Origin of the sequence: Streptomyces sp. NPDC001787 (assembly GCF_040297465.1) — a bacterium.
Taxonomy (GTDB): domain Bacteria; phylum Actinomycetota; class Actinomycetes; order Streptomycetales; family Streptomycetaceae; genus Streptomyces.
The window spans coordinates 258,661-281,867 of sequence record NZ_JBEOZE010000005.1; the positions used below are offsets into that span (position 1 = coordinate 258,661).

Annotated in this window: 23 protein-coding genes; 13 read left to right on the forward strand and 10 right to left on the reverse strand. The window is 70.3% G+C overall.

Features of this window, described 5'->3' with window-relative positions; genetic code table 11:
• Positions 1-29 precede the first annotated feature (29 nt).
• From pgl to tkt, 5 genes are read right to left on the reverse strand one after another with little or no spacing between them, the layout of a single operon-like run.
• Positions 30-812 (reverse strand): 6-phosphogluconolactonase, encoded by a 783-nt coding sequence (pgl, locus tag ABT170_RS09750; protein WP_351865573.1) that lies wholly within the window; start codon positions 810-812, stop codon positions 30-32.
• Positions 809-1,849, reverse strand: coding sequence for a glucose-6-phosphate dehydrogenase assembly protein OpcA (gene opcA / locus ABT170_RS09755; protein ID WP_329942316.1), 1,041 nt, complete (start codon positions 1,847-1,849; stop codon positions 809-811). Before opcA ends, pgl begins: the two co-directional genes overlap by 4 nt.
• On the reverse strand, positions 1,846-3,378 hold the full coding sequence (gene zwf / locus ABT170_RS09760) for a glucose-6-phosphate dehydrogenase (RefSeq protein WP_266929683.1): 1,533 nt from the start codon (positions 3,376-3,378) through the stop codon (positions 1,846-1,848). Before zwf ends, opcA begins: the two co-directional genes overlap by 4 nt.
• Positions 3,379-3,383: 5 nt before the next feature.
• Positions 3,384-4,502 carry a transaldolase gene (gene tal, locus ABT170_RS09765; protein ID WP_329942317.1) on the reverse strand — a complete coding sequence of 373 codons (1,119 nt, stop codon included), beginning with the start codon at positions 4,500-4,502 and terminating at the stop codon, positions 3,384-3,386.
• 36 nt (positions 4,503-4,538) lie between these two features.
• Positions 4,539-6,626 carry a transketolase gene (gene tkt / locus ABT170_RS09770; protein ID WP_329942318.1) on the reverse strand — a complete coding sequence of 696 codons (2,088 nt, stop codon included), beginning with the start codon at positions 6,624-6,626 and terminating at the stop codon, positions 4,539-4,541.
• Between the two features lie 286 nt (positions 6,627-6,912).
• Here tkt and ABT170_RS09775 point away from each other — a divergent pair, with 286 nt between their 5' ends.
• Together ABT170_RS09775 and ABT170_RS09780 are read left to right on the forward strand one after the other, a co-directional pair.
• Positions 6,913-7,866: a heme o synthase gene (locus ABT170_RS09775; RefSeq protein WP_329942319.1), complete on the forward strand. Its 954-nt coding sequence runs from the start codon at positions 6,913-6,915 to the stop codon at positions 7,864-7,866.
• 90 nt (positions 7,867-7,956) lie between these two features.
• Positions 7,957-8,325 carry a hypothetical protein gene (locus ABT170_RS09780; RefSeq protein WP_329942320.1) on the forward strand — a complete coding sequence of 123 codons (369 nt, stop codon included), beginning with the start codon at positions 7,957-7,959 and terminating at the stop codon, positions 8,323-8,325.
• 165 nt (positions 8,326-8,490) lie between these two features.
• Here ABT170_RS09780 and ABT170_RS09785 read toward each other — a convergent pair whose 3' ends face one another.
• The 3 genes from ABT170_RS09785 to ABT170_RS09795 all read right to left on the reverse strand — a co-directional run bounded on the left by ABT170_RS09785 (position 8,491) and on the right by ABT170_RS09795 (position 11,277).
• On the reverse strand, positions 8,491-9,477 hold the full coding sequence (locus ABT170_RS09785; protein WP_329942321.1) for a COX15/CtaA family protein: 987 nt from the start codon (positions 9,475-9,477) through the stop codon (positions 8,491-8,493).
• 109 nt (positions 9,478-9,586) lie between these two features.
• Positions 9,587-10,354 carry an ABC transporter permease gene (locus tag ABT170_RS09790; RefSeq protein ID WP_329942322.1) on the reverse strand — a complete coding sequence of 256 codons (768 nt, stop codon included), beginning with the start codon at positions 10,352-10,354 and terminating at the stop codon, positions 9,587-9,589.
• On the reverse strand, positions 10,351-11,277 hold the full coding sequence (locus ABT170_RS09795; protein ID WP_329942323.1) for an ABC transporter ATP-binding protein: 927 nt from the start codon (positions 11,275-11,277) through the stop codon (positions 10,351-10,353). The genes ABT170_RS09790 and ABT170_RS09795 overlap by 4 nt, the downstream gene beginning before the upstream one ends.
• 336 nt (positions 11,278-11,613) lie before the next feature.
• On the opposite strand from ABT170_RS09795, the gene ABT170_RS09800 reads away from it, so the two are divergent.
• The 8 genes from ABT170_RS09800 (at position 11,614) to ABT170_RS09835 (ending at position 18,181) form a co-directional block, all read left to right on the forward strand.
• On the forward strand, positions 11,614-12,357 hold the full coding sequence (locus tag ABT170_RS09800; RefSeq protein WP_329942324.1) for a helix-turn-helix transcriptional regulator: 744 nt from the start codon (positions 11,614-11,616) through the stop codon (positions 12,355-12,357).
• The gene (gene sufB / locus ABT170_RS09805; RefSeq protein ID WP_266929667.1) at positions 12,354-13,775 is read left to right on the forward strand and encodes a Fe-S cluster assembly protein SufB; all 1,422 of its coding nucleotides are present in this window, start codon (positions 12,354-12,356) and stop codon (positions 13,773-13,775) included. The genes ABT170_RS09800 and sufB overlap by 4 nt, the downstream gene beginning before the upstream one ends.
• 69 nt (positions 13,776-13,844) lie before the next feature.
• A complete protein-coding gene (sufD, locus tag ABT170_RS09810; protein WP_329942325.1) occupies positions 13,845-15,026 on the forward strand; it encodes a Fe-S cluster assembly protein SufD in 1,182 nt (393 codons plus the stop codon).
• Positions 15,026-15,343, forward strand: a complete 318-nt coding sequence (locus ABT170_RS09815; RefSeq protein WP_329942326.1) for a bifunctional 3-phenylpropionate/cinnamic acid dioxygenase ferredoxin subunit — start codon at positions 15,026-15,028, stop codon at positions 15,341-15,343. The genes sufD and ABT170_RS09815 overlap by 1 nt, the downstream gene beginning before the upstream one ends.
• 7 nt (positions 15,344-15,350) lie before the next feature.
• The gene (gene sufC, locus ABT170_RS09820) at positions 15,351-16,115 is read left to right on the forward strand and encodes a Fe-S cluster assembly ATPase SufC (RefSeq protein WP_329942327.1); all 765 of its coding nucleotides are present in this window, start codon (positions 15,351-15,353) and stop codon (positions 16,113-16,115) included.
• Positions 16,112-17,380, forward strand: coding sequence for a cysteine desulfurase (locus ABT170_RS09825; protein WP_266929662.1), 1,269 nt, complete (start codon positions 16,112-16,114; stop codon positions 17,378-17,380). The genes sufC and ABT170_RS09825 overlap by 4 nt, the downstream gene beginning before the upstream one ends.
• A 10-nt stretch (positions 17,381-17,390) precedes the next feature.
• Positions 17,391-17,846, forward strand: coding sequence for a Fe-S cluster assembly sulfur transfer protein SufU (sufU, locus tag ABT170_RS09830; protein WP_329942328.1), 456 nt, complete (start codon positions 17,391-17,393; stop codon positions 17,844-17,846).
• Positions 17,843-18,181, forward strand: coding sequence for a metal-sulfur cluster assembly factor (locus ABT170_RS09835; RefSeq protein ID WP_073720270.1), 339 nt, complete (start codon positions 17,843-17,845; stop codon positions 18,179-18,181). Before sufU ends, ABT170_RS09835 begins: the two co-directional genes overlap by 4 nt.
• A gap of 163 nt (positions 18,182-18,344) precedes the next feature.
• On the opposite strand, the gene ABT170_RS09840 is transcribed toward ABT170_RS09835, so the two are convergent.
• The gene (locus tag ABT170_RS09840; RefSeq protein WP_502970496.1) at positions 18,345-19,553 is read right to left on the reverse strand and encodes a DUF7847 domain-containing protein; all 1,209 of its coding nucleotides are present in this window, start codon (positions 19,551-19,553) and stop codon (positions 18,345-18,347) included.
• A 153-nt stretch (positions 19,554-19,706) separates the two neighbouring features.
• On the opposite strand from ABT170_RS09840, the gene ABT170_RS09845 reads away from it, so the two are divergent.
• On the forward strand, positions 19,707-20,027 hold the full coding sequence (locus tag ABT170_RS09845; RefSeq protein WP_351865590.1) for a DMT family transporter: 321 nt from the start codon (positions 19,707-19,709) through the stop codon (positions 20,025-20,027).
• On the forward strand, positions 20,027-20,593 hold the full coding sequence (locus ABT170_RS09850; RefSeq protein ID WP_351865593.1) for a TetR/AcrR family transcriptional regulator: 567 nt from the start codon (positions 20,027-20,029) through the stop codon (positions 20,591-20,593). Before ABT170_RS09845 ends, ABT170_RS09850 begins: the two co-directional genes overlap by 1 nt.
• A gap of 227 nt (positions 20,594-20,820) precedes the next feature.
• Here the strand turns inward: ABT170_RS09850 and ABT170_RS09855 are convergent, their stop codons facing one another.
• A complete protein-coding gene (locus tag ABT170_RS09855; RefSeq protein ID WP_351865596.1) occupies positions 20,821-21,705 on the reverse strand; it encodes a winged helix-turn-helix transcriptional regulator in 885 nt (294 codons plus the stop codon).
• Positions 21,706-21,829: 124 nt separating this feature from the next.
• On the opposite strand from ABT170_RS09855, the gene ABT170_RS09860 reads away from it, so the two are divergent.
• Positions 21,830-23,197 carry an MFS transporter gene (locus ABT170_RS09860; RefSeq protein WP_351865599.1) on the forward strand — a complete coding sequence of 456 codons (1,368 nt, stop codon included), beginning with the start codon at positions 21,830-21,832 and terminating at the stop codon, positions 23,195-23,197.
• Positions 23,198-23,207 lie beyond the last annotated feature (10 nt).

Here is a 23,207-nt window from a genome sequence, read left to right on the forward strand (position 1 = left end):
GGCCTCCGTGGTGTCCTGCCGACGACCGCTCAGGGAGAGGCAGGCGGATACAGCGCACGCGGCAGCTGCGAGGCCGCCGCGGCGTCCAGCAGCCACAGCGTCCTGGAGCGTCCGTACGCTCCCGCCGCCGGGGCCTGGATCTCCCCGGCACCCGACAGCGCGATGGCCGCGGCCTCCGCCTTGTCCTCGCCCGCCGCCAGCAGCCAGACCTCGCGCGCCGCCCGGATCGCGGGCAGCGTGAGGGAGACCCTGGTCGGCGGCGGCTTCGGGGCGCCGTGCACACCGACGACGGTGCGCTCGGTCTCCCGTACCGCGGGCAGCTCCGGGAAGAGCGAGGCGACATGGGTGTCCGGGCCCACGCCCAGCATCAGCACGTCGAACGCCGGTACGGGGCCGTGGTCCTCCGGCCCCGCCGCCGCGGCGAGCTCGGCGGCGTAGCCGGCCGCGGCAGCGTCCGCGTCACCGCCGTACACGCCGTCCGAGGCCGGCATCGCGTGCACCCGGGCGGGGTCCAGCGGCACCGAGTCCAGCAGGGCCTCGCGGGCCTGCGTGACATTGCGCTCCGGGTCGCCCTCGGGCAGGAAGCGCTCGTCGCCCCACCAGAGGTCCAGGCGTGCCCAGTCGACCGCGTCCCGGGCGGGCGCCGCGGCGAGTGCGGCCAGCAGGCCGTTGCCGTTGCGTCCTCCGGTCAGCACCACCGAGGCGTGACCGCGTGCGGCCTGGGAGTCCACGATCCTCGTGATCAGCCGGGCCGCCGCGGCCTGCGCCATCAGCTCCTTGTCGCGGTGCACGACCAGTTGGGGGACCGTCACTTGGACGCCGCCTTCTTGGCCGGGGCCTTCTTCGCGGCCGGGGCCTTCGCCCCGTCGTCGGCGGACGGCTGCTCCGCCGCCCGGACGGTCTTCACCGTCGGCGCGGGTGACGGACCGCCGAGGCGCTCCACACCGAACTTCACCGCGGACTCGTAGGTGTTGTCCGGGTCCAGACGGCGCAGCTCCTCGGCGAGCAGTTCGGCGGTCTCCCGCCGCTTGAGCGCGACGGCGCGGTCCGGCTGGCCCTCCATGGAGAGCGTGGCCAGTGAGCCGTCGGCCCGGTCGAGGACGATGACACCGTTCTTCGTCTCCAGCCGGACCGCGGTCAGACCGGGACCGCCGGAGAGCGTGCGCTCCACCGGGACCCCCAGCCGGTCCGCGAGCCACATGGCGAGCAGTTCGCAGCTCGGGTTGTCGCTCTCGCCCTCGACGGTCGCGGCACTGACCGCGGCGGGCTGCTGGTCCAGCGCGGCGGCCAGCATCGAACGCCACGGGGTGATGCGGGTCCAGGCCAGATCGGTGTCGCCCGGGTTGTACGTCGCCGCGCGGACCGCCAGCTCGTCGAGCGGGCGTTCGGCGGAGTAGGCGTCCGTGATCCGGCGCTGCGCGAGGGCCCCCAGCGGGTCCTTCGCCGGTTCGGCGGGCGCGTCCTCGGGCCACCACACCACGACGGGGGCGTCCGGCAGCAGCAGCGGCAGGACCACCGACTGGGCGTGGTTGGCCAGTTCGCCGTGCAGTCGCAGCACGACCGTCTCGCCGGTGCCGGCGTCGGAGCCGACCCGGACCTCGGCGTCGAGCCGGGCGTCGCGGCGGCTGCGGGGCGAGCGGCTGATCCGCTTGATCACCGCGATGATCCGCGAGGGGTGCTCGCGCGAGGCGTCGCCCGCCGACTTGAGCGCGTCGTACGCATTCTCCTCGTCGGTGACGATGACCAGCGTGAGCACCATGCCGATGGCCGGGGTGCCGATGGCCCGGCGGGCCGACACCAGGGCCTGGTTGATCTTGCTGGACGTGGTTTCCGTGAGATCGATCTTCATGGCCGGCGCCAGCTCCGTCCGTCGCGTGCGAGCATCTCGTCAGCCTCGGCCGGACCCCAGGTGCCGGCCGCGTACTGCGCGGGCTTGCCGTGCTTGTCCCAGTACTCCTCGATCGGGTCGAGGATGTTCCAGGACAGCTCGACCTCCTGGTGGCGGGGGAAGAGGTTGGCGTCGCCGAGCAGCACATCGAGGATGAGCCGCTCGTACGCCTCCGGGCTGGACTCCGTGAAGGACTCGCCGTAGGCGAAGTCCATCGTGACGTCCCGGACCTCCATCGAGGTGCCGGGCACCTTGGAGCCGAAGCGCACGGTCACGCCCTCGTCCGGCTGGACCCGGATGACCAGGGCGTTGCCGCCCAGTTCCTCGGTGGCGCCGGACTCGAAGGGCAGATACGGGGCACGCTTGAAGACGACCGCGATCTCGGTGACCCGGCGGCCGAGCCGCTTTCCGGTACGGAGGTAGAACGGCACGCCCGCCCAGCGGCGGTTGTTGATCGTCAGCTTGATCGCGGCGAAGGTGTCGGTCGTCGACTTGGGGTCGATGCCGTCCTCCTCCAGATAGCCGGGGACTTCCTCGCCGCCCTGCCACGCGTGCGCGTACTGGCCGCGCACGGTGTGCTTGCCCAGGTCCTCCGGCAGCTCGACCGCCGTGAGCACCTTGAGCTTCTCGGCGACCAGCGCCTTGGGGTGGAAGGAGCCGGGCTCCTCCATCGCCGTCAGCGCCAGCAGTTGGAGGAGGTGGTTCTGGATGACGTCACGGGCCGCGCCGATGCCGTCGTAGTAGCCGGCCCGGCCGCCGATGCCGATGTCCTCGGCCATCGTGATCTGGACGTGGTCGACGTAGGACCGGTTCCAGATCGGCTCGAACATCGTGTTGGCGAAACGCAGCGCCAGGATGTTCTGGACCGTCTCCTTGCCCAGGTAGTGGTCGATCCGGAAGACCTCGTTGGGCGGGAACACGTCGTGCACGAGCTGGTTGAGCTCCTGCGCGCTGGTGAGGTCGTGCCCGAACGGCTTCTCGATGACGGCACGCCGCCACGAGCCTTCCTTCTGGTCGGCGAGCCCGTGCTTCTTGAGCTGCTGGACGACCTTGGGGAAGAACTTCGGCGGAACGGACAGATAGAAGGCGAAGTTGCCTCCCGTGCCCTGTGCCTGGTCGAGCTCCTGGATGGTGGCCTTCAGGGTCTCGAAGGCCTCGTCGTCGTCGAAGTTGCCCTGGACGAAGCGCATCCCCTGGATGAGCTGCTGCCAGACCTCTTCGCGGAACGGGGTACGGGCGTGCTGCTTGACGGCGTCGTGGACCTCTTGGGCGAAGTCCTCGTCCTGCCATTCGCGGCGGGCGAAGCCGATGAGCGAGAAGCCCGGCGGCAGCAGGCCGCGGTTGGCCAGATCGTAGACAGCGGGCATCAGCTTTTTACGGGACAAATCGCCCGTGACACCAAAGATGACCAGGCCCGACGGCCCCGCGATACGCGGGAGCCGTCGGTCCTGGGCGTCACGAAGCGGGTTGGCTCCGGGAACACCGGACAAGGTGGTCAGCCCTCCGAAGGGGCGAGGCGCTTGAGCTCCGCCTCGGTGGAAGTGAGCAGGTCGTTCCAGGACACCGCGAATTTCTCGACGCCCTCGTCCTCCAGGACCCGTACGACGTCGTCGTAGGAGATCCCGAGCTTCTCGACGGCGTCGAGCTCGGCGCGCGCCTGCCCGTAGGTGCCGGCGATGGTGTCGCCGATGATCTGTCCGTGGTCCGCCGTGGCGTTCAGCGTGGCCTCGGGCATGGTGTTCACCGTGCCGGGGGCGACCAGGTCATCGACGTACAGCGTGTCCTTGTACGCGGGGTCCTTGACCCCGGTGGAGGCCCACAGCGGACGCTGCTTGTTGGCCTGCGCCCGGTCGAGCGCGGCCCAGCGGTCGGAGGCGAAGACCTCCTCGTACGCCTGGTAGGCGAGCCGTGCGTTGGCGAGCGCCGCCTTGCCCTTGAGGGCCTTGGCCTCGTCGGTGCCCAGCGCGTCGAGCCGCTTGTCGATCTCGCTGTCCACCCGGGACACGAAGAACGAGGCGACCGAGTGGATCTTGGAGAGGTCCAGGCCCGCGGCCTTCGCCCGCTCCAGGCCCGCCAGGTAGGCGTCCATGACCTCGCGGTAGCGCTCCAGCGAGAAGATCAGCGTCACATTGACACTGATGCCCTTGCCGATGACCTCGGTGATCGCCGGCAGACCGGCCTTCGTCGCCGGGATCTTGATGAGCGTGTTCGGCCGGTCCACCAGCCAGGCCAGCTGCTTGGCCTCGGCGACGGTCGGCGCGGTGTGGTGGGCCAGCCGCGGGTCCACCTCGATGGAGACCCGGCCGTCCTGGCCGTCGGTCGCGTCGAAGACCGGACGCAGGATGTCGGCGGCGTCACGGACGTCCGCCGTCGTGATCATGCGGATGGCCTCGTCGACGGTCACCTTGCGGGTGGCGAGGTCGGTGAGCTGCTGCTCGTAACCGTCGCCCGAGGAGATCGCCTTCTGGAAGATCGACGGGTTGGTGGTGACACCCACGACGTGGCTCTGGTCGATCAGCTCGGCGAGATTGCCGGAGGTGATCCGCTTGCGCGACAGGTCGTCGAGCCAGATCGCCACGCCCTCGTCGGAGAGGCGCTTGAGTGCGTCTGTCATGAGAATTGCATCTCCTACTAGTCGTATATACCGGCGTCAGCGCGCGGCGGCGGCGAGAGATTCCCGCGCGGCGGCGGCCACGTGCTCGGCGGTGAAGCCGAACTCCCGGAACAGCACCTTCGCGTCGGCCGAGGCGCCGAAGTGCTCCAGCGACACGATCCGCCCGGCGTCACCGACGTACCGGTACCAGGTCAGGCCGATCCCCGCCTCGACGGCGACCCGGGCCTTCACGGACGGCGGCAGGACGCTGTCCCGGTACGCCTGGTCCTGCTCCTCGAACCACTCGACCGACGGCATCGAGACGACCCGGGTCGGAACCCCGGCGGCCTGGAGCTGCTCGCGCGCCTCCACGGCGAGCTGCACCTCGGAGCCGGTGCCGATCAGCAGGACCTGCGGCTCGCCGCCCTCGGCGTCGAAGAGCACATAGCCGCCCCTGGCCGCGTCCTCGTTCGCCTCGTACGTCGGCACACCCTGGCGGGTCAGCGCCAGACCGTGCGGGGCGCCCTTGCCGAACACCTTGGTGTAGCGGCGCAGGATCTCGCGCCAGGCGATCGTGGTCTCGTTGGCGTCGGCCGGGCGCACGATGTTCAGACCCGGGATGGCGCGCAGCGCGGCCAGGTGCTCCACCGGCTGGTGGGTGGGGCCGTCCTCGCCCAGGCCGACCGAGTCGTGCGTCCACACGTACGTCACCGGCAGGTGCATCAGCGCGGACAGACGCACCGCGTTGCGCATGTAGTCGGAGAACACCAGGAAGGTGCCGCCGTAGATACGGGTGTTGCCGTGCAGCGCGATGCCGTTCATGGCGGCGGCCATGGCGTGCTCACGGATGCCGAAGTGGATCGTGCGGCCGTACGGGTCCGCGCCCGGCAGCGGGTTGCCCGCCGGGAGGAACGAGGAGGTCTTGTCGATCGTGGTGTTGTTCGACCCCGCGAGGTCGGCGGAGCCGCCCCACAGCTCGGGGATGAACCCGCCGAGCGCCTGGAGCACCTTGCCGGACGCGGCGCGGGTGGCGACGCTCTTGCCCGCCTCGAAGAGGGGGAGCCGCTCCTCCCAGCCCGCGGGCAGCTCGCCCGCGGCGATCCGGTCGAACTCGGCGGCGCGCTCCGGGTTGGCGGTGCGCCACGCGGCGAAGGACTTCTCCCAGGTGGCCTTGGCCTCACGGCCGCGGTCCAGCGCCTCGCGGGTGTGCCCGATGACCTCCTCGGAGACCTCGAAGGACTTCTCCGGGTCGAAGCCCAGGACCCGCTTGGTGGCCGCGACCTCGTCGTCGCCGAGCGCCGAACCGTGCGCGGCCTCGGTGTTCTGGGCGTGCGGGGCCGGCCAGGCGATGATCGACCGGGCCGCGATGAACGACGGGCGCCCGGTCTCGGCCTTGGCGGCCAGCAGCGCCTCGTACAGACCCTTGGGGTCGAGGTCACCGCTGGGCAGCTGCTCGACACGCTGGACGTGCCAGCCGTACGCCTCGTAGCGCTTGAGGGTGTCCTCGGAGACCGCGGTCTCCGTGTCGCCCTCGATGGAGATGTGGTTGTCGTCCCACAGCAGGGTCAGGTTGCCGAGCTTCTGGTGACCCGCCAGCGAGGAGGCCTCGGCCGAGATCCCCTCCTGGAGGCAGCCGTCACCGGCGATGACCCAGATGTTGTGGTCGAACGGGGAGGTGCCGGGGGCCGCGTCCGGGTCGAACAGGCCGCGCTCGTACCGTGCCGCCATGGCCATGCCCACCGCGTTGGCGACGCCCTGGCCCAGCGGCCCGGTGGTCGTCTCGACGCCCGTGGTGTGCCCGTACTCCGGGTGGCCGGGGGTCTTGGAGCCCCAGGTGCGGAAGGCCTTCAGATCATCGAGCTCCAGGCCGTAGCCGGCCAGGTAGAGCTGGATGTAGAGGGTCAGGCTGGAGTGGCCCGCCGAGAGGACGAACCGGTCACGGCCGGTCCAGTCCGCGTCCGCCGGGTCGTGCCGCATCACCTTCTGGAAGAGGGTGTACGCGGCGGGAGCCAGGCTCATGGCCGTACCAGGGTGGCCGTTTCCGACCTTCTGTACGGCGTCCGCGGCGAGGACGCGGACAGTGTCCACGGCCCGCTGGTCCAATTCGGTCCACTGGAGGTCTGTGGTGGTCGGCTTGGTGCTCACCCTGAGTCAGGGCTCCTCTCCACTGTTGTAAACCGGTGGCTGTTACCGCACCGGGCATTGTCGAGCCTACCCCCGTCACAACGCTCGATTTCCGGGCCCTTTCCAGGGTGCGTGCGACCCGCGCGGTTCGCCCGTCGGCGGAATGCGCCCGTTCATCGCGGCGCCACCCCAACACGACCCCACCCCCGCGAAGATCGGTGTATCCCCAACGTCTACAGTGGTCTGGTTCGCGCAAGTCTTTACCGGGCCTTCACTCCCGGAGCTTGCTGGGATTTCTCTGTCAGGGGTGTGCGTGACGGCCGTCGAGTCCCGACCCGCAGGGGTCGCCTTGACTCCGAGCCCAGGGGGCCATCGCCCGTTCGGGGCCCGCATCAAGGCATTCGTGGCGCTTACCAAGCCGCGGATCATCGAGCTGTTGCTCATCACCACTGTTCCGGTGATGTTCCTCGCCGCTCAGGGTGTGCCCGACCTGTGGCTCGTTCTCACTACCACCATCGGCGGATATCTCTCCGCCGGCGGTGCCAACGCGCTGAACATGTACATCGACCGCGACATCGACGCGTTGATGGACCGTACGTCGCAGCGCCCGCTGGTCACCGGCATGGTGAGCCCGCGCGAGTGCCTGGCCTTCGGAATCGCCCTCGCGGTGATCTCCACCGCCTGGTTCGCGTTCTTCGTCAACTGGCTCTCGGCCTGGCTCGCGCTCGGCGCGCTCCTCTTCTACGTCGTCGTCTACACGATGCTGCTGAAGCGCCGTACCTCGCAGAACATCGTCTGGGGCGGGATCGCCGGATGCCTGCCGGTCCTCATCGGCTGGTCCTCGGTGACCAACTCGATGTCCTGGGCCGCCGTCATCCTCTTCGCGGTCATGTTCTTCTGGACGCCGCCGCACTACTGGCCGCTGTCCATGAAGGTCAAGGACGACTACGCCCGGGTCGGCGTCCCGATGCTCCCGGTCGTGGCCACCAACCAGGTGGTCGCCCGCCAGATCGTCGTCTACAGCTGGGTGATGGTCGGGGTCTCGCTGCTGCTGACCCCGCTGGGCTACACGGGCTGGTTCTACACGGTGGTCGCGGTGCTCTCCGGCGCCTTCTGGCTCTGGGAGGCGCACGGCCTGCAGAGCCGCGCCAAGGCCGGGGTGACGGGCGCCAAGCTCAAGGAGATGCGGCTGTTCCACTGGTCCATCACCTATGTCTCGCTCCTCTTCGTCGCCGTCGCGGTGGACCCCTTCCTGCGCTGACGGGTCGGCCGCCCCACGGGCGGGGTACGTGGCCCAGGCCACGTACCCCGCCCGTCGCCGTTTGATCTACCCGTCGGTAGCATCCTGTGCATGGCAGAGACGGCAGCAGACACGGCAGAGACCCGGCGGGCGGACAGCAGGCGGGCGGCCCGCGCGGAGCGCAGGGCGGCGAGGCTCGCCAAGCAGATCGGCGCCTTCGCCAAGGAGCACGGCGGGGCCCAGGGGCAGCTCGCCTACATCGGGGAGTCCGGCACCCGCATCGTCCTCGTCGGTGAGGACGGCGGCTGGGGCGACCTGGTCGCACCGTCGTACGCCGTCGCCGAGGACGCGGCGCGGAAGTCCGGCATCACGATGCACGAGTCCTTCGACGGCGATCTCGCGGCCAAGGTCCGCACCGGCCCGTACGAGTGGTCGAGGATGGCGGGCATCCAGGTCGGCGGCCCCTCCAACGACCGCTGAGCCGTCCGCCCGGCGGAACCCGGCGGCGGCACGCCCGGAGTTCACCCGTCGGGCCGTACGTACGCGTGGGTCCCGGGCGCGTCCCGGACCCCGCACGCGCGAATCGCCGCCCCCGGCAGCCGGGGGCGGCGATTGGCTGTCGGGAGGTCCGTCGCCCCCGGCGGTTCAGCCCGCGGGAGCGGGCGTGGCCTTCTGCTGCTCGGCGGACGGTCCCGGGACCGGGGCGTCCACGGCGGCCGGCCGCTCGCGCATGCTCAGCGCCAGCCGCAGCACGGCGATCCACATCAGGGACGAGCCGAACATGTGGAGGCCGACCAGGATCTCGGGCACGTCGCTGAAGTACTGCACATAGCCGATCCCGCCCTGTGCCACCAGCACGATCAGCAGGTCCCGGGCGCGTGCCCGGGTGTCGGCGGGGGCGTCCACCATCCGCAGCGCCAGCCACATGCCGATGGCCAGCGCGCAGACGACCCAGGCGGCGATGGCGTGCACATGGGCCGCCGCGTTCCAGTCCCACGGCATGCGCGGGACGTCGCTGCTGTCGCCCGCGTGCTTGCCGGAGCCGGTCACCGTCGTACCGAGCGCGATCAGGACCGCCGAGGTGGCGACGATGGCCCAGGACAGGTTGCGTACGGGACGCGGTGCGCGGGGACTGCGCGGGCCGTCGCCCTCGCCGACCCGGACCCAGGTGATGACCGCGACGGTGAGCAGGCAGTTGGCCAGCAGGAAGTGTCCTGCCACGGACCACGGGTTGAGGCCGGCCCAGACCGTGATCCCGCCGATGACGGCGTTCCCCATCACGAGCCAGAACTGGGACCAGGCCAGCCGCGTCAGGGCGCGGCGCCGGGGCTTGGCGGAACGCACCGAGATGATCGCCCAGCCGACCGCGGCCGACAGGACGTAGGTGAGCATGCGGTTGCCGAATTCGATGGCGCCGTGCAGGCCCTGCTCGGGCGTGGCGAAGAGGCTCTCGTCGGTGCACTTGGGCCAGGTGTCGCAGCCCAGACCGGAGCCGGTCAGCCGGACGGCGCCACCGGTGATGATGATGAACACGGTCATCACGACCGCGGTGAGCGCGGCGCGCCGGACCACCTTGGTGGACGGCGTCCAGCGCTTGGCGATGTAGGAGAGGGGGGTTTCCACGCGCACCATCGTAGGCCGGGGCTTGTGCATGTTTTCACGAGGGGTGGGGTGGTTCCCGGACGACTCCGGACATCACCGGAATGTCAGCGGCTGCTCACTCCCGGCGGCAGCCGCGTGCTCACTCCCAGCGGAAGAACCGGGCCGCCGCGCCCAGCCCCAGCACCGCCCAGACCGCCAGGATCCCGAGATCGCCCCAGGGCATGGACGCGCCGTGCTGGAGCACGTCCCGCAGTCCGTCCGAGAGCGCCGAGATCGGCAGCAGCCCCAGCACCGACTGCACCGCGTCCGGGAACCTGTCCAGCGGCACGATGACCCCGCCGCCGACCAGCAGCAGCAGAAAGACCAGGTTGGCCGCCGCGAGTGTCGCCTCCGCCTTCAGCGTCCCGGCCATCAGCAGCCCGAGCCCGGAGAAGGCCGCGGTGCCCAGCACCAGGAGCAGCAGGACGGCGACGGGGCCGCCGTGCGGCGACCAGCCCAGCGCGAAGGCGATGACGGTCAGCAGCACGATCTGGAGCACTTCGGTGACCAGGACGGACAGCGTCTTGGAGGTCATCAGCGCCCAGCGCGGCAGCGGCGAGGCGCCGAGCCGCTTGAGCACCCCGTAGCGGCGCTCGAAGCCGGTGGCGATGGCCTGGCCGGTGAAGGCCGTGGACATCACCGCGAGCGCGAGGATGCCGGGCGCCAGGAAGTCGACCGGCTCGCCCGAGCCGGTGTCGATGATGTCGACGGCGCTGAACAGCACCAGCAGCAGCGTCGGGATGATCACCGTCAGCAGCAGCTGCTCGCCGTTGCGCAGCAGCATCCGCGTCTCCAGCGCGGTCTGCGCGGCGATCATGCGGGACAGCGGGGCGGCGCCGGGGCGGGGGGAGTACGTACCGGCGCTCATGCGCGCAGCTCCTTGCCGGTCAGTTCGAGGAAGACGTCCTCCAGGGTGTGACGCTCCACGGAGATGCCCTCCGGCATGACCCCGTGCTGGGCGCACCAGGAGGTGACGGTGGCCAGCAGCTGCGGATCGATCTGTCCCGTGATGCGGTACGTGCCCGGGATCGGCTCGGCGGCCCCGCTGCCGTCGGGCAGTGCCTTGAGGAGCGAGGCGAGGTCCAGATCGGGCCGTCCGGTGAAGCGCAGGGTGTTCTCGGCGCCGCCGCGGCACAGCTGTTCCGGGCTGCCCCGGGCGATGACCCGGCCCGCGTCGATGATCGCGACCTCGTCGGCGAGCTCCTCCGCCTCGTCCATGAAGTGGGTGGTCAGCACGGTCGACACGCCGTCGGCGCGCAGCTCTTTCACGAGGTCCCAGGTGGAGCGGCGGGCCTGTGGGTCCAGGCCCGCGGTCGGCTCGTCCAGGAAGAGCAGTTCGGGGCGGCCGACGACCGCCATGGCGAGCGAGAGCCGCTGCTGCTGCCCGCCGGAGAGCCGCCGGTACGCCGTCCGGCCGCAGCCACCGAGGCCGAGGCGGTCGATCAGGGTGTCGACGTCCAGGGGATGGGCGTGCAGCCGGGCCATGTGGCGGAGCATCTCCTCGGCCCGCGCACCCGAATAGACCCCGCCGGACTGGAGCATCACCCCGATCCTCGGGCGGAGCTCGTCCGCCTCGGTGACCGGGTCGAGGCCGAGCACCCGGACGGTTCCCGCGTCGGGACGGCGGTATCCCTCGCAGGTCTCGACGGTGGTGGTCTTCCCGGCACCGTTCGGGCCGAGGACCGCGGTCACCGCGCCGGCCGGAACGGTCAGGTCGAGGCCGTCGAGGGCGGTCTTGGCGCCGTACCGCTTCACCAGGCCCTCGACCAGTACGACAGGCTCGCTCTTCATGGCGGGTAAGTCTAAGGGCTGTCCCGCAGTTCCTGGCGGGCGCACGACGACAGCTGCGGCACCTCGCCGCGTTGTCGAAACGCCCGAATACATCCAGTATGCGGGCGCTTCTCCGCCTTGCGATGCACCGCATCCGACGCCGCGCGCTGATCCACCAGGAATTGCGGGACAGCCCTTAGGCAGGGCGGGGAGGGCGTTCGCCCCCGGGGAGGCCCGCGGGGCCGGGGCCGGACCGGTCCGCGAGGCCAGATTAGGTGACCCTAAGTGACGAATCGCACCGTTGATCGTTCCGGACCGTGGTTGTCAGGGCCGGATGAATTACGCAACAATGGCGTTGTGAAATACGTTGGCGAGGCTCCGCAGGAGGAACTCGCGACCGGTGAGCGCTCGACACGCAACCGGGTCGCGCGCTCCATCCTGGATCACGGCCCTTCCACCGCGGCCGATCTGGCGAAGCGGGTCGGCCTCACCCAGGCCGCTGTCCGCCGCCACCTCGACGCACTCGTCGCCGACGATGTCGTCGAGCCCCGCGAACAGCGGGTCTACGGGGCGCGGACCCGCGGCCGCCCCGCCAAGGTGTTCGCCCTGACCGCCTGCGGCCGGGACGCCTTCGACCAGTCCTACGACAAGCTCGCCGCGGACGCGCTGCGCTGGATCGCCGAGACCTCGGGCGACGGGGCGGTGCTCGCCTTCGCCCGCGCCCGGATGGCCGCCCAGGCCGAGGGTTACCGCGAGGCGGTCGAGGCCGCGGCTCCCGAGGACCGCGCCGAGGCATTGGCCAAGGCCCTGTCCGCCGACGGGTACGCTGCCATGGCGCGAAGTGCGCCGGCCCCCCAGCAGGGCGAGCAGCTGTGCCAGCACCACTGCCCGGTCGCGCATGTCGCCGAACAGTTCCCACAGCTGTGCGAGGCGGAGACGGAATTCTTCTCCAGCCTCCTCGGGACCCATGTGCAGCGTCTGGCCACCCTCGCCCACGGCGACGGCGTGTGTACGACCTTCGTGCCGCGCAACGGTCACGCAGCACCACCACAGACCACCCCATCAGCATCTGCAAGCACGGCCGGGAGGAACCCCGCATGACGCTCCCCACGGAGACTGCCCACCCTGAGCTCGAGGGTCTGGGCACGTACGAATTCGGCTGGGCCGACTCCGACGCGGCAGGAGCGGCGGCGAAGCGCGGCCTCTCCGAGGCTGTCGTCCGCGACATCTCGGACAAGAAGAGCGAACCCGAATGGATGCTGAAGCTGCGGCTCAAGGGCCTGAAGCTGTTCGGCAAGAAGCCCATGCCGAACTGGGGCTCCGACCTGTCGGGCATCGACTTCGACAACATCAAGTACTTCGTACGGTCCACCGAGAAGCAGGCGGAGTCCTGGGAGGACCTGCCCGAGGACATCAAGAACACGTACGACAAGCTCGGCATCCCCGAGGCGGAGAAGCAGCGCCTGGTCGCCGGTGTCGCCGCGCAGTACGAGTCCGAGGTCGTCTACCACCAGATCCGTGAGGACCTGGAGGAGCAGGGCGTCATCTTCCTCGACACCGACACCGCGCTGAAGGAGCACCCGGAGCTCTTCAAGGAGTACTTCGGCACCGTCATCCCGGTCGGCGACAACAAGTTCGCCTCGCTGAACACGGCCGTGTGGTCCGGCGGATCGTTCATCTACGTTCCCAAGGGTGTCCACGTAGACATCCCGCTCCAGGCCTACTTCCGTATCAACACGGAGAACATGGGCCAGTTCGAGCGGACGCTGATCATCGTCGACGAGGACGCCTACGTCCACTACGTCGAGGGCTGCACCGCGCCGATCTACTCCTCGGACTCGCTGCACAGCGCCGTGGTCGAGATCATCGTGAAGAAGGGCGGCCGTTGCCGCTACACGACCATCCAGAACTGGTCGAACAACGTCTACAACCTCGTCACCAAGCGCGCCGTGGCGTACGAGGGCGCGACCATGGAGTGGGTCGACGGCAACATCGGCTCCAAGGTCACGATGAAGTACCCGGCGGTCTACCTGATGGGCGAGCACGCCAAGGGCGAGACGCTCTCCATCGCCTTCGCGGGCGAGGGCCAGCACCAGGACGCCGGTGCCAAGATGGTCCACATGGCCCCGAACACCTCCTCCAACATCGTCTCCAAGTCGGTGGCGCGGGGCGGCGGCCGTACCTCCTACCGAGGTCTGATCGAGATCGGTGAGGGCGCGCCGGGCGCGAAGTCCAACGTGCTCTGTGACGCGCTGCTGGTCGACACGATCTCGCGCTCCGACACCTACCCCTACGTCGATGTCCGCGAGGACGACGTGTCGATGGGCCACGAGGCGACCGTCTCCAAGGTCTCCGAGGACCAGCTCTTCTACCTCATGAGCCGCGGACTCACCGAGTTCGAGGCCATGGCGATGATCGTGCGCGGCTTCGTCGAGCCGATCGCGAAGGAGCTGCCCATGGAGTACGCCCTGGAGCTCAACCGGCTGATCGAGCTGCAGATGGAGGGTTCGGTCGGCTAGTACGGCCGTGCGCCGTACCACCGGACGAATCCCGAGTTCCTGACTGAGAAAGCGAGCACTACGACAGCCATGGCTGAGGCTCAGAACATTCCGGTGGGCTCCACCACCGCCGGGTCCATCGCGGTGGCCGCCGAGTCGACCGTCGCCACGCGCATGAGCGCGCCCCCGTCCTTCGACGTCGCGGACTTCCCGGTCCCGCACGGCCGCGAGGAGGAATGGCGCTTCACGCCGCTGGAGCGGCTGCGCGGGCTGCACGACGGCACGGCGGTCGCCACCGGCGGCGGCGTCAAGGTCGTGATCGAGGCGCCCGAGGGCGTCACCGTGGAGACCGTCGGCCGCGACGACGCGCGGCTCGGCAGGGCCGGTACGCCGGTGGACCGGGTCGCCGCCCAGGCGTACTCCGCCTTCGAGAAGGCCTCCGTCGTCACGGTCGCCAAGGAGGCCGTGCTCACCGAGCCGGTCCGGATCGCCGTGCACGGCGAGGGCGGTGTGGCCTACGGCCACCAGGTCATCGAGCTGGGCGCCTTCGCCGAAGCCGTCGTCGTCATCGACCACACCGGTGACGCGGTGCTCGCCGCCAACGTCGACTACGTCCTCGGTGACGGCGCGAAGCTGACCGTCGTCTCCGTCCAGGACTGGGACGACACGGCCGTCCACGTCGGCCAGCACAACGCGCTGGTCGGCCGGGACGCCTCCTTCAAGTCGATCGTCGTCACCTTCGGAGGGGACCTGGTGCGGCTGCACCCGCGGGTCGCCTACGCGGGCACCGGCGGCGAGGCCGAGCTCTTCGGCCTGTACTTCACCGACAAGGGCCAGCACCAGGAGCACCGCCTCCTGGTCGACCACAACACCCCGCACTGCAAGTCCAACGCGGTGTACAAGGGCGCCCTCCAGGGCGAGGGCGCGCACGCCGTATGGATCGGTGACGTCCTCATCCAGGCCAGGGCCGAGGGCACCGACACCTACGAGATGAACCGGAACCTCGTCCTCACGGACGGCGCCCGGGTCGACTCCGTGCCCAACCTGGAGATCGAGACCGGCGAGATCGTCGGCGCCGGCCACGCCTCGGCGACCGGCCGCTTCGACGACGAGCAGCTCTTCTACCTCCAGTCACGCGGTATCCCGGCAGAGGAGGCCCGCCGTCTCGTCGTGCGCGGCTTCTTCGCCGAGCTGGTCCAGCAGATCGGCCTGCCGGACGTCGAAGCGCGTCTTCTCGACAAGATCGAGACCGAGCTGAAGGCGTCCGTCTGATGTCCTTCGTCAAAGCCTGTGCGCTGAGTGAGCTGGAGGACGACACCCCCAAGCGGGTGGAGCTCGACGGCACACCCGTCTCCGTCGTCCGCACCGAGGGCGAGGTGTTCGCGATCAACGACATCTGCTCGCACGCGAACGTCTCGCTGTCGGAGGGCGAGGTGGAGGACTGCATGATCGAGTGCTGGCTGCACGGATCGAGCTTCGACCTCCGTACCGGCAAGCCGTCCGGCCTTCCCGCGACGCGCCCCGTCCCCGTATACCCCGTAAAGATCGAAGGGGACGATGTGCTCGTCTCCGTCACCCAGGAGTCCTGAGTCACCCATGGCAACGCTTGAAATCCGCGACCTGCACGTCACCGTCGAGGCCGACAACGCCACGAAGGAGATCCTCAAGGGCGTCGACCTGACCGTGAAGCAGGGCGAGACCCACGCCATCATGGGCCCCAACGGGTCCGGCAAGTCCACCCTCGCGTACTCGCTGGCGGGTCACCCCAAGTACACGATCACGCAGGGCAAGGTCACCCTCGACGGCGAGGACGTCCTGGAGATGTCCGTCGACGAGCGCGCCCGCGCCGGCCTGTTCCTCGCCATGCAGTACCCGGTCGAGATCCCCGGTGTCTCGGTCTCCAACTTCCTGCGCACCTCCGCCACCGCCGTCCGCGGCGAGGCGCCCAAGCTGCGTACGTGGGTGAAGGAGGTCAAGGAGACGATGGCCGGTCTCCAGATGGACCCGTCCTTCGCCGAGCGCAACGTCAACGAGGGCTTCTCCGGCGGTGAGAAGAAGCGCCACGAGATCCTTCAGCTGGAGCTCCTCAAGCCGAAGATCGCGATCCTCGACGAGACGGACTCCGGTCTGGACGTCGACGCGCTGAAGACCGTCTCCGAGGGAGTCAACCGGGTCCGTGAGGGCGGCGAGGTCGGCACCCTGCTGATCACGCACTACACGCGGATCCTCCGCTACATCAAGCCCGACTTCGTGCACGTCTTCGCCAACGGCCGTATCGCCGAGTCCGGCGGCGCCGAACTCGCCGACAAGCTGGAGAACGAGGGCTACGAGGCATACGTGAAGGGTGGCGCTTCCGCGTGACTGACGCCCGACAGGGGCTCTCCGGCCTCCTCGACACCGAGGCGATCCGCAAGGACTTCCCCCTCCTGGACCGCACGGTCCACGACGGCAAGAAGATCGTGTACCTGGACAGCGCGGCGACCTCGCAGAAGCCGCGGCAGGTCCTCGACGCGCTCAACGAGTACTACGAGCGGCACAACGCCAACGTCCACCGCGGTGTGTACACCATCGCGGAGGAGGCCACCGCGCTGTACGAGGGCGCTCGCGACAAGGTCGCGGCCTTCATCAACGCGCCCAGCCGCAACGAGGTGATCTTCACGAAGAACGCCTCCGAGTCGCTCAACCTCGTGGCCAACATGCTGGGCTGGGCGGACGAGCCCTATCGGGTCGACCGCGACACCGAGATCGTCACCACCGAGATGGAGCACCACTCCAACATCGTGCCGTGGCAGCTGCTCTCGCAGCGCACCGGTGCGAAGCTGAAGTGGTTCGGCATCACGGACGACGGCCGTCTCGACCTGTCCAACATCGACGAGATCATCACGGAGAAGACGAAGATCGTCTCCTTCACCCTGGTCTCGAACATCATGGGCACGATCAACCCGGTCGAGAAGATCATCCGCCGTGCCCAGCAGGTCGGCGCGCTGGTCTGCATCGACGCCTCGCAGGCGGCCCCGCACATGGTGCTCGACGTGCAGGCGCTCCAGGCCGACTTCGTGGCCTTCACCGGCCACAAGATGGTCGGCCCGACCGGTATCGGCGTGCTGTGGGGACGGCAGGAGCTCCTGGAGGACCTGCCTCCGTTCCTCGGCGGCGGCGAGATGATCGAGACCGTGTCGATGCACTCGTCGACATATGCCCCCGCGCCGCACAAGTTCGAGGCGGGTACGCCCCCGATCGCCCAGGCCGTCGGCCTCGGCGCGGCCGTGGACTACCTCTCGGCGATCGGCATGGAGAAGATCTACCGCCATGAGCACGCGATCACCGAGTACGCGGTGAAGCGGCTCCTGGAGGTCCCGGACCTCCGGATCATCGGTCCGGCGACGGCCGAGGACCGCGGCGCCACGATCTCCTTCACGCTCGGCGACATCCACCCGCACGACGTGGGCCAGGTCCTCGACGAGGAGGGCATCGCCGTCCGGGTCGGTCACCACTGCGCACGGCCGGTCTGCCTGCGGTACGGAATTCCCGCGACGACGCGAGCGTCGTTCTATCTGTACTCCACGCCCGCCGAGGTCGACGCCCTGGTGGACGGTCTGGAGCACGTCCGGAACTTCTTCGGCTGAGGGTTGACTGGTGAAGCTTGATTCGATGTACCAGGAAGTGATCCTGGACCACTACAAGCACCCCCATGGGCGTGGCCTGCGGGACGGCGACGCCGAGGTGCATCACGTCAACCCGACGTGCGGTGACGAGATCACACTCCGGGTGAAGTACGACGGCGAGACCCTCGCCGACGTGAGCTACGAGGGCCAGGGCTGCTCCATCAGCCAGGCCAGCGCCTCCGTGCTGAACGAGCTGCTGGTCGGCAAGGAGCTCGCCCAGGCGCAGCGGATCCAGGAAGCGTTCCTGGAGCTGATGCAGTCCAAGGGTCAGCTGGAGCCGGACGAGGAGATGGAGGAGGTGCTGGAGGACGCGGTCGCGTTCGCCGGTGTCTCCAAGTACCCGGCCCGGGTCAAGTGCGCGCTGCTGAGCTGGATGGCGTGGAAGGACGCGACGGCGAAGGCGCTGTCCGAAGGGAAGACGGCATGAGCGACAACGAGACTCTCACCACCAAGCCGGCCTCCGAGGAGGAGGTCCGCGAGGCGCTGTACGACGTGGTCGACCCCGAGCTGGGCATCGACGTCGTCAACCTGGGGCTGATCTACGGCATCCACGTCGACGACGCCAATATCGCCACTCTCGACATGACCCTGACGTCGGCGGCCTGTCCGCTGACCGATGTCATCGAGGACCAGGCGAAGTCCGCGACCGACGGCATCGTCAGCGAGCTGCGGATCAACTGGGTCTGGATGCCGCCGTGGGGCCCGGACAAGATCACGGACGACGGGCGCGAGCAGCTGCGCGCGCTCGGCTTCAACGTCTGAGACGTCCCCGGACGTCCACGTCCGGTGACCCCGTCGAGTCGCGTGTCGCCCTGTCGCGTCGCGCCGTCGTACGACAGTGAACGGCCGTGCCCGCCAGTCTGCCTGGCGGGCACGGCCGTTCACGCGTTTCACCGGCGCCGTCGGTGACCGCCCGGTCCGGATGTCATGGGGTGGCCGGGGGCGGGCCGTACTGTTCGGGCAGCACGACGGCCGCCTCGGCCAGGACCGGGCCCAGGTCCTCCGTGCGGATGCGCCGGTCCACGTAGAGCAGGCCGACGACCAGCGGCGGGAAGATGGTGGAGAACAGCTGGCTGATCATCTGGCTGACCAGCATGAGCACGATCAGACCGCTCATGGCGGCCACGATCGTGCCGGCACTCGCGCCGGGGGCCAGCTCTTCGGTGTCGATCAGGCCCGGGAACGAGCCCATGACCGAGAACGGCATCTGGAGCAGCGAGCCGGCCATCGACGCCATGACGTACCCGAGCAGCGAGATCCCCAGGATGCGCCACCAGGCGCCGCCCACCAGCTGGGACGAGCGGCGCAGGGCCGCGACCGGGCCCTGGTCCTCGAAGACCACGATCGACGGGGCCAGCGAGAGCTTCACATAGAGCCAGATCGCCAGCGGCCCGAGGAGCAGGAAGCCGGGGATACCGATCCACAGCATCGGCAGGACGCCGTCATCGCCGCCCACGAAGTAGATGATCATGCCGATGAAGGCGGTCATGGCGAGCAGGGTCGGTACGAGGGCGATCACCGCCGTGAGGAACACGGTGCCGATCACGGCCCAGACCCGGGCCCAGGCCCGCTTCCAGACCGCCCCGAAGGTGGCCGGGCGGCCCAGCACGGCCTGCTGGAGTATCGCCGGGACGGCGGCCTGCATCAGGGCGCCGGCCAGGACGTACACGACGGTGCCGATGATGATCAGCACGCCGAGGGCGACCGCCAGCGGGATCCAGTCCTCCGAGGCCGGGGCCTGTGAGGACGAGGTCCCCCAGTAGTCGTCGGCCGTGACCGCCTCCCAGTGGTCCGCGACGGCGGAGATCGCGACGAGGACCGCCGCCACCAGCAGCAGCGTCGCCCCGGCGAAGGCGGTCACACCCATACCGAACAGGGGCTTCCAGTAGCGGCCCATGGTGGAGAACGCGCCGCTGAGTATGTCCGAGACCCTCAGCGGCGCGAGGGGTATGACCCCCGGCTTCGGCGGAGCCGCCCAGGTGCCGCCGCCCCAGCCCCCGCCGCCCCAGCCTCCGGGCGGTCCTCCGTAGGGCCCGCCTCCGGGCCCTCCTCCGTAGGGACCCCCGCCGTGCGGGCCCCCGCCGTAGGGTGCGCCCCCGCCGGGGCCCCCGCCCCACCCTGCATCCTGCGTCACTGCGTCTCCGTCGTGTCGTCGGCCGTGTCGTGGCCGTGTCATGGCTGTGCCGTGGTCGTGCTGTTGTGCCGTGTCGTCGGTCGGGACACCGTAGCGTCCCGGGCGGACAGCTGATGTGTACGGGCGTACGCAACGATGCGTACACTCGTACACATGGGATACGGACTGCTGGCGGCCGCCATAGCCGCCGAGGTGACCGCGACGACGGCCATGAAATACAGCGAGGGCTTCACCCGGCTCTGGCCCTCCCTGATCACCCTCGCGGGGTATGTCCTCGCCTTCGCCCTGCTCGCGCAGACCCTGAAGACACTCTCCGTGGGCACGGCCTACGCGATCTGGGCCGGGGTGGGCACCGCCGCCGTCGCCGCGATCGGCGTGATCTTCATGGGGGAGTCCGGGAACCTGCTCAAGGTGGCGGGCATCGCCCTGATCATCGCCGGGGTCGTGGTCCTGAACATGGGCGGCGCCCACTGATGGCCCGGCGTTACGACCCCGATCGGCGCGAGCACATCATCGACGCTGCCCTCCGCGTGGTCGAGGCCAAGGGCATCGCGGGGCTCAGCCACCGCAGCGTGGCCGCCGAAGCCGATGTTCCGCTCGGCTCGACGACGTATCACTTCGGCTCGCTCGACGAGCTTCTGATCGCCGCCCTGCGCCGCTGCAACGAGAACTTCGGCCAGGCCCTTCGGGAGAGCAGTGTCCTGGCCGGGGCCTCCGGCCGGGGGGACGGTGCCGAGCTGGCCGAGGAGCTGAGCAGGCTGCTGGGCGAGTGGTTCGAGGGCGGACGCGGGGCGACGGAGCTGGAGTACGAGCTGTATCTCGCCGCCCTGCGCCGCCCCGCGCTGCGCCCGGTCGCCGCCGAGTGGGCCGACGGGGCGGTCGAACTGCTGGCCGGGCGGACCGACCCGGCCACCGCGCGGGCGCTCGTCGCGCTGATGGACGGGATCTGCCTCCAGGTGCTGCTCACCGGGGGTTCCTACGACGCGCGCTACGCCCGGGAGATGCTGGCGCGAGTCGCGGACGCGTCCCCGCGCCCCTGACGGAGCGGGTTCGACCGATCCGCCGATCCGCCGCCCGATCCGCCGATCCGCCGCCCGATCCGCCGACCCGCCGACCGTCCCGCCGACCGCTGCCCGTCCCGCCGACCGCCGACCGCCGACCGCTGTCCGACCTGCCGGCCGGCCCCGTTGCCGTCCCGCGTGCCCCGGTCCCGCCGTCCGCTGGTCCAGCCGTTCCGCCTGGTCCCGCCGCCCCGCCGTCGGTCGGCTCAGCCGGACGCGCCCAGGCGGCGCACCGTGTCCAGTGCCGTACGGACGCTCGCCTCGATGTCCGTGATCGGGTAGAGCACCTCGTGGACCGTCCGGTCCCGGTCCACCACCAGCGTCAGCCGCTTGAGCCGGCCCACGCCCGCCACACGGAACGTCGGCAGCCGCAGGGCCGCCGTCAGGGACAGCTCCGCGTCCGAGAGCAGCGGGAAGCGCAGCCCCTCGGCGTCGGCGAACGCCCGCTGCTCGTCCGGGCGCTGGGCGGACACCCCGTGCACGGTCGCACCGGCCGCCGTGAACTCGGCCAACTGGTCCCGGTACGTGCACGATTCGAGGGTGCAGCCGCGCGCCCCCGGGATCTGTCCCCATCCCGGAGGGTAGGCGTCCGCGCGGGCGTACGCGCCGGGGAAGCAGTAGAGGACCGTGTACGGGGTGGCGGCGACCGGGTCGCGCGGGGCCCCGTCGTGGTCGAGCAGGCGCAGCTCCGGCAGCCGGGTGCCCACCAGGGCGTGCACCCGGGCCGCCTCCTTCGAGGACTCCGAGGTCGTCGCCATCGTCTCTCCGTCCCCCAGAACCCAGGAATCGCCCCAGTCCTGGAGCGCGATCAGTACGGGCAGCAGGGCGCGGCCGCGCGGGGTGAGCCGGTACTCGTACCGCGCGGGGCGGTCCTGGTACGGCTCCCGGGACAGCACATCCGCCTCGACGAGCAGGCGCAGCCGCTCGGTGAGCACCTTGCGCGAGACGCCCAGCTCCTGCTGGAGCGCGTCGAAGCGGTGCACGCCGCGTGCGGTGTCCCGCACGATCAGCAGGGTCCACCAGTCGCCGACGACGTCCAGTGCCTGGGCGATCGAGCAGTCGGCGTCCGCCAGGCTGGTGCGCTGCGGCATGGCTCGCCTCTTCCGTTCGTGGCTTCCCGGGGCTGTCGTTCACGGTCAGTTGTACGCGGTTGACCCGCCGAAAGCATGCTGCCATAGTCCGTTCCCAAAGGGAACTCTATCGGGGGCGGGTCGGATGGGCATGTTGCGCGAAGTGCCGGGCACGGTACGGCTGCTGGCGTTGGGCGCGTTTCTCAACGGTGTCGTCAGCTTCACCTTCGTCTATCTCTTCGTCTATCTGACGGGGCCGCGCGGTCTGTCCGTCGCCCAGGCCGGAGTGATCAGCGGCATCGGCGGCATCGGGCTGGTCGCCGGGAACTTCACCGGGGGCTGGTTCGGCGACCGCTACGGCCACCGCCGGATGCTGCTGGCCGGTGCCTGCGCGAGCGGCGCCGCACTCGTCGCCCTGCCCGTCCTCCCGGTCGCCGCCCTCTGCGCGGTGCTGCCGCTCGCCCAGTACGCCTCGGGCGTCGTACGGGCGGCCAACGCCGCACTCGTCGCGGTCTCCGTACCCGAAGGCGGCCGGCGCCAGAGCTTCGCGCTCACGCGCTTCGCGGCGAACGGGGGCTTCGCCGTCGGACCGCCGCTCGGCGCGCTGATCGCCGCCCGCTTCTCGTACGACTGGCTCTTCCTGGCCGACGGGCTGGGCACCCTGCTCTTCGCCGCGTACGTCGCCAGGATCCTGCCCGCCCGCGGCCCCGCGCGCACCGGGCCCGCCCGTGACCCGCACGCCCCGGGGCTCTGGCGCGAACTGCGGGCCAGGCCCGCGGTGCTGGTGCTGCTCGCCGCGATCGTCTGTGTCGACCTCGTCTACCGGCAGCAGTACTCCACCCTGCCCGTCTTCCTCGCCGACCACGGCCACGGCACCCAGTTCTACGGCTGGCTGATCGCGGTCAACGGCGGCGTCATCCTGTGCCTCGAACTGCCCGCGGCACACGCCCTGCGCAACCGCTCGCCGCTGGGCATCGTGGGAGTGGGCCTGCTGCTGGTGGGGCTCGGCTACGCCGTGCTGATCCCCGGCGCCGGAGTGCTGTTCGCCGTCGCCATGATGGTGTCGCTGACGCTGGGGGAGATCCTCTACAAGACGCCCGCCACGGCGTATGTGGCCGATCAGGCGCCCGGCCACGCCCAGGGCCGTTTCCAGAGTCTGTACGCGGGTGCCTCGATCAGCGGTCAGGTGCTGGCGCCGCCGCTGGGCGGCGCCCTGTACGCGGGCGCTCCCGCGCTGCTGTGGCCGCTCTGCGCGGTGCTCGCGGGCGGTGCCGGGGTGGCGGTGCTGGCGGCGGGGCGGCTGCGCGAACCGGGACGGCCGCCGCGTGCGGCGGGGCCCGGCCGGGGTGCGGGGACCGGCGGTCCGGTGGGGCACGGCGGTCCGGTGGGGTCCGGCGGGGACACGGGGATCGGCGGGGAGGCGGCCCCCGGCGGGGACGTGTGGGCCGGCTCCCCGGTCCGGCGCGGTCCGGACGCGGGGACCGGTTCGCCGGAGCGGGCCCCGGCCGGTTAGGTTTCTGTCC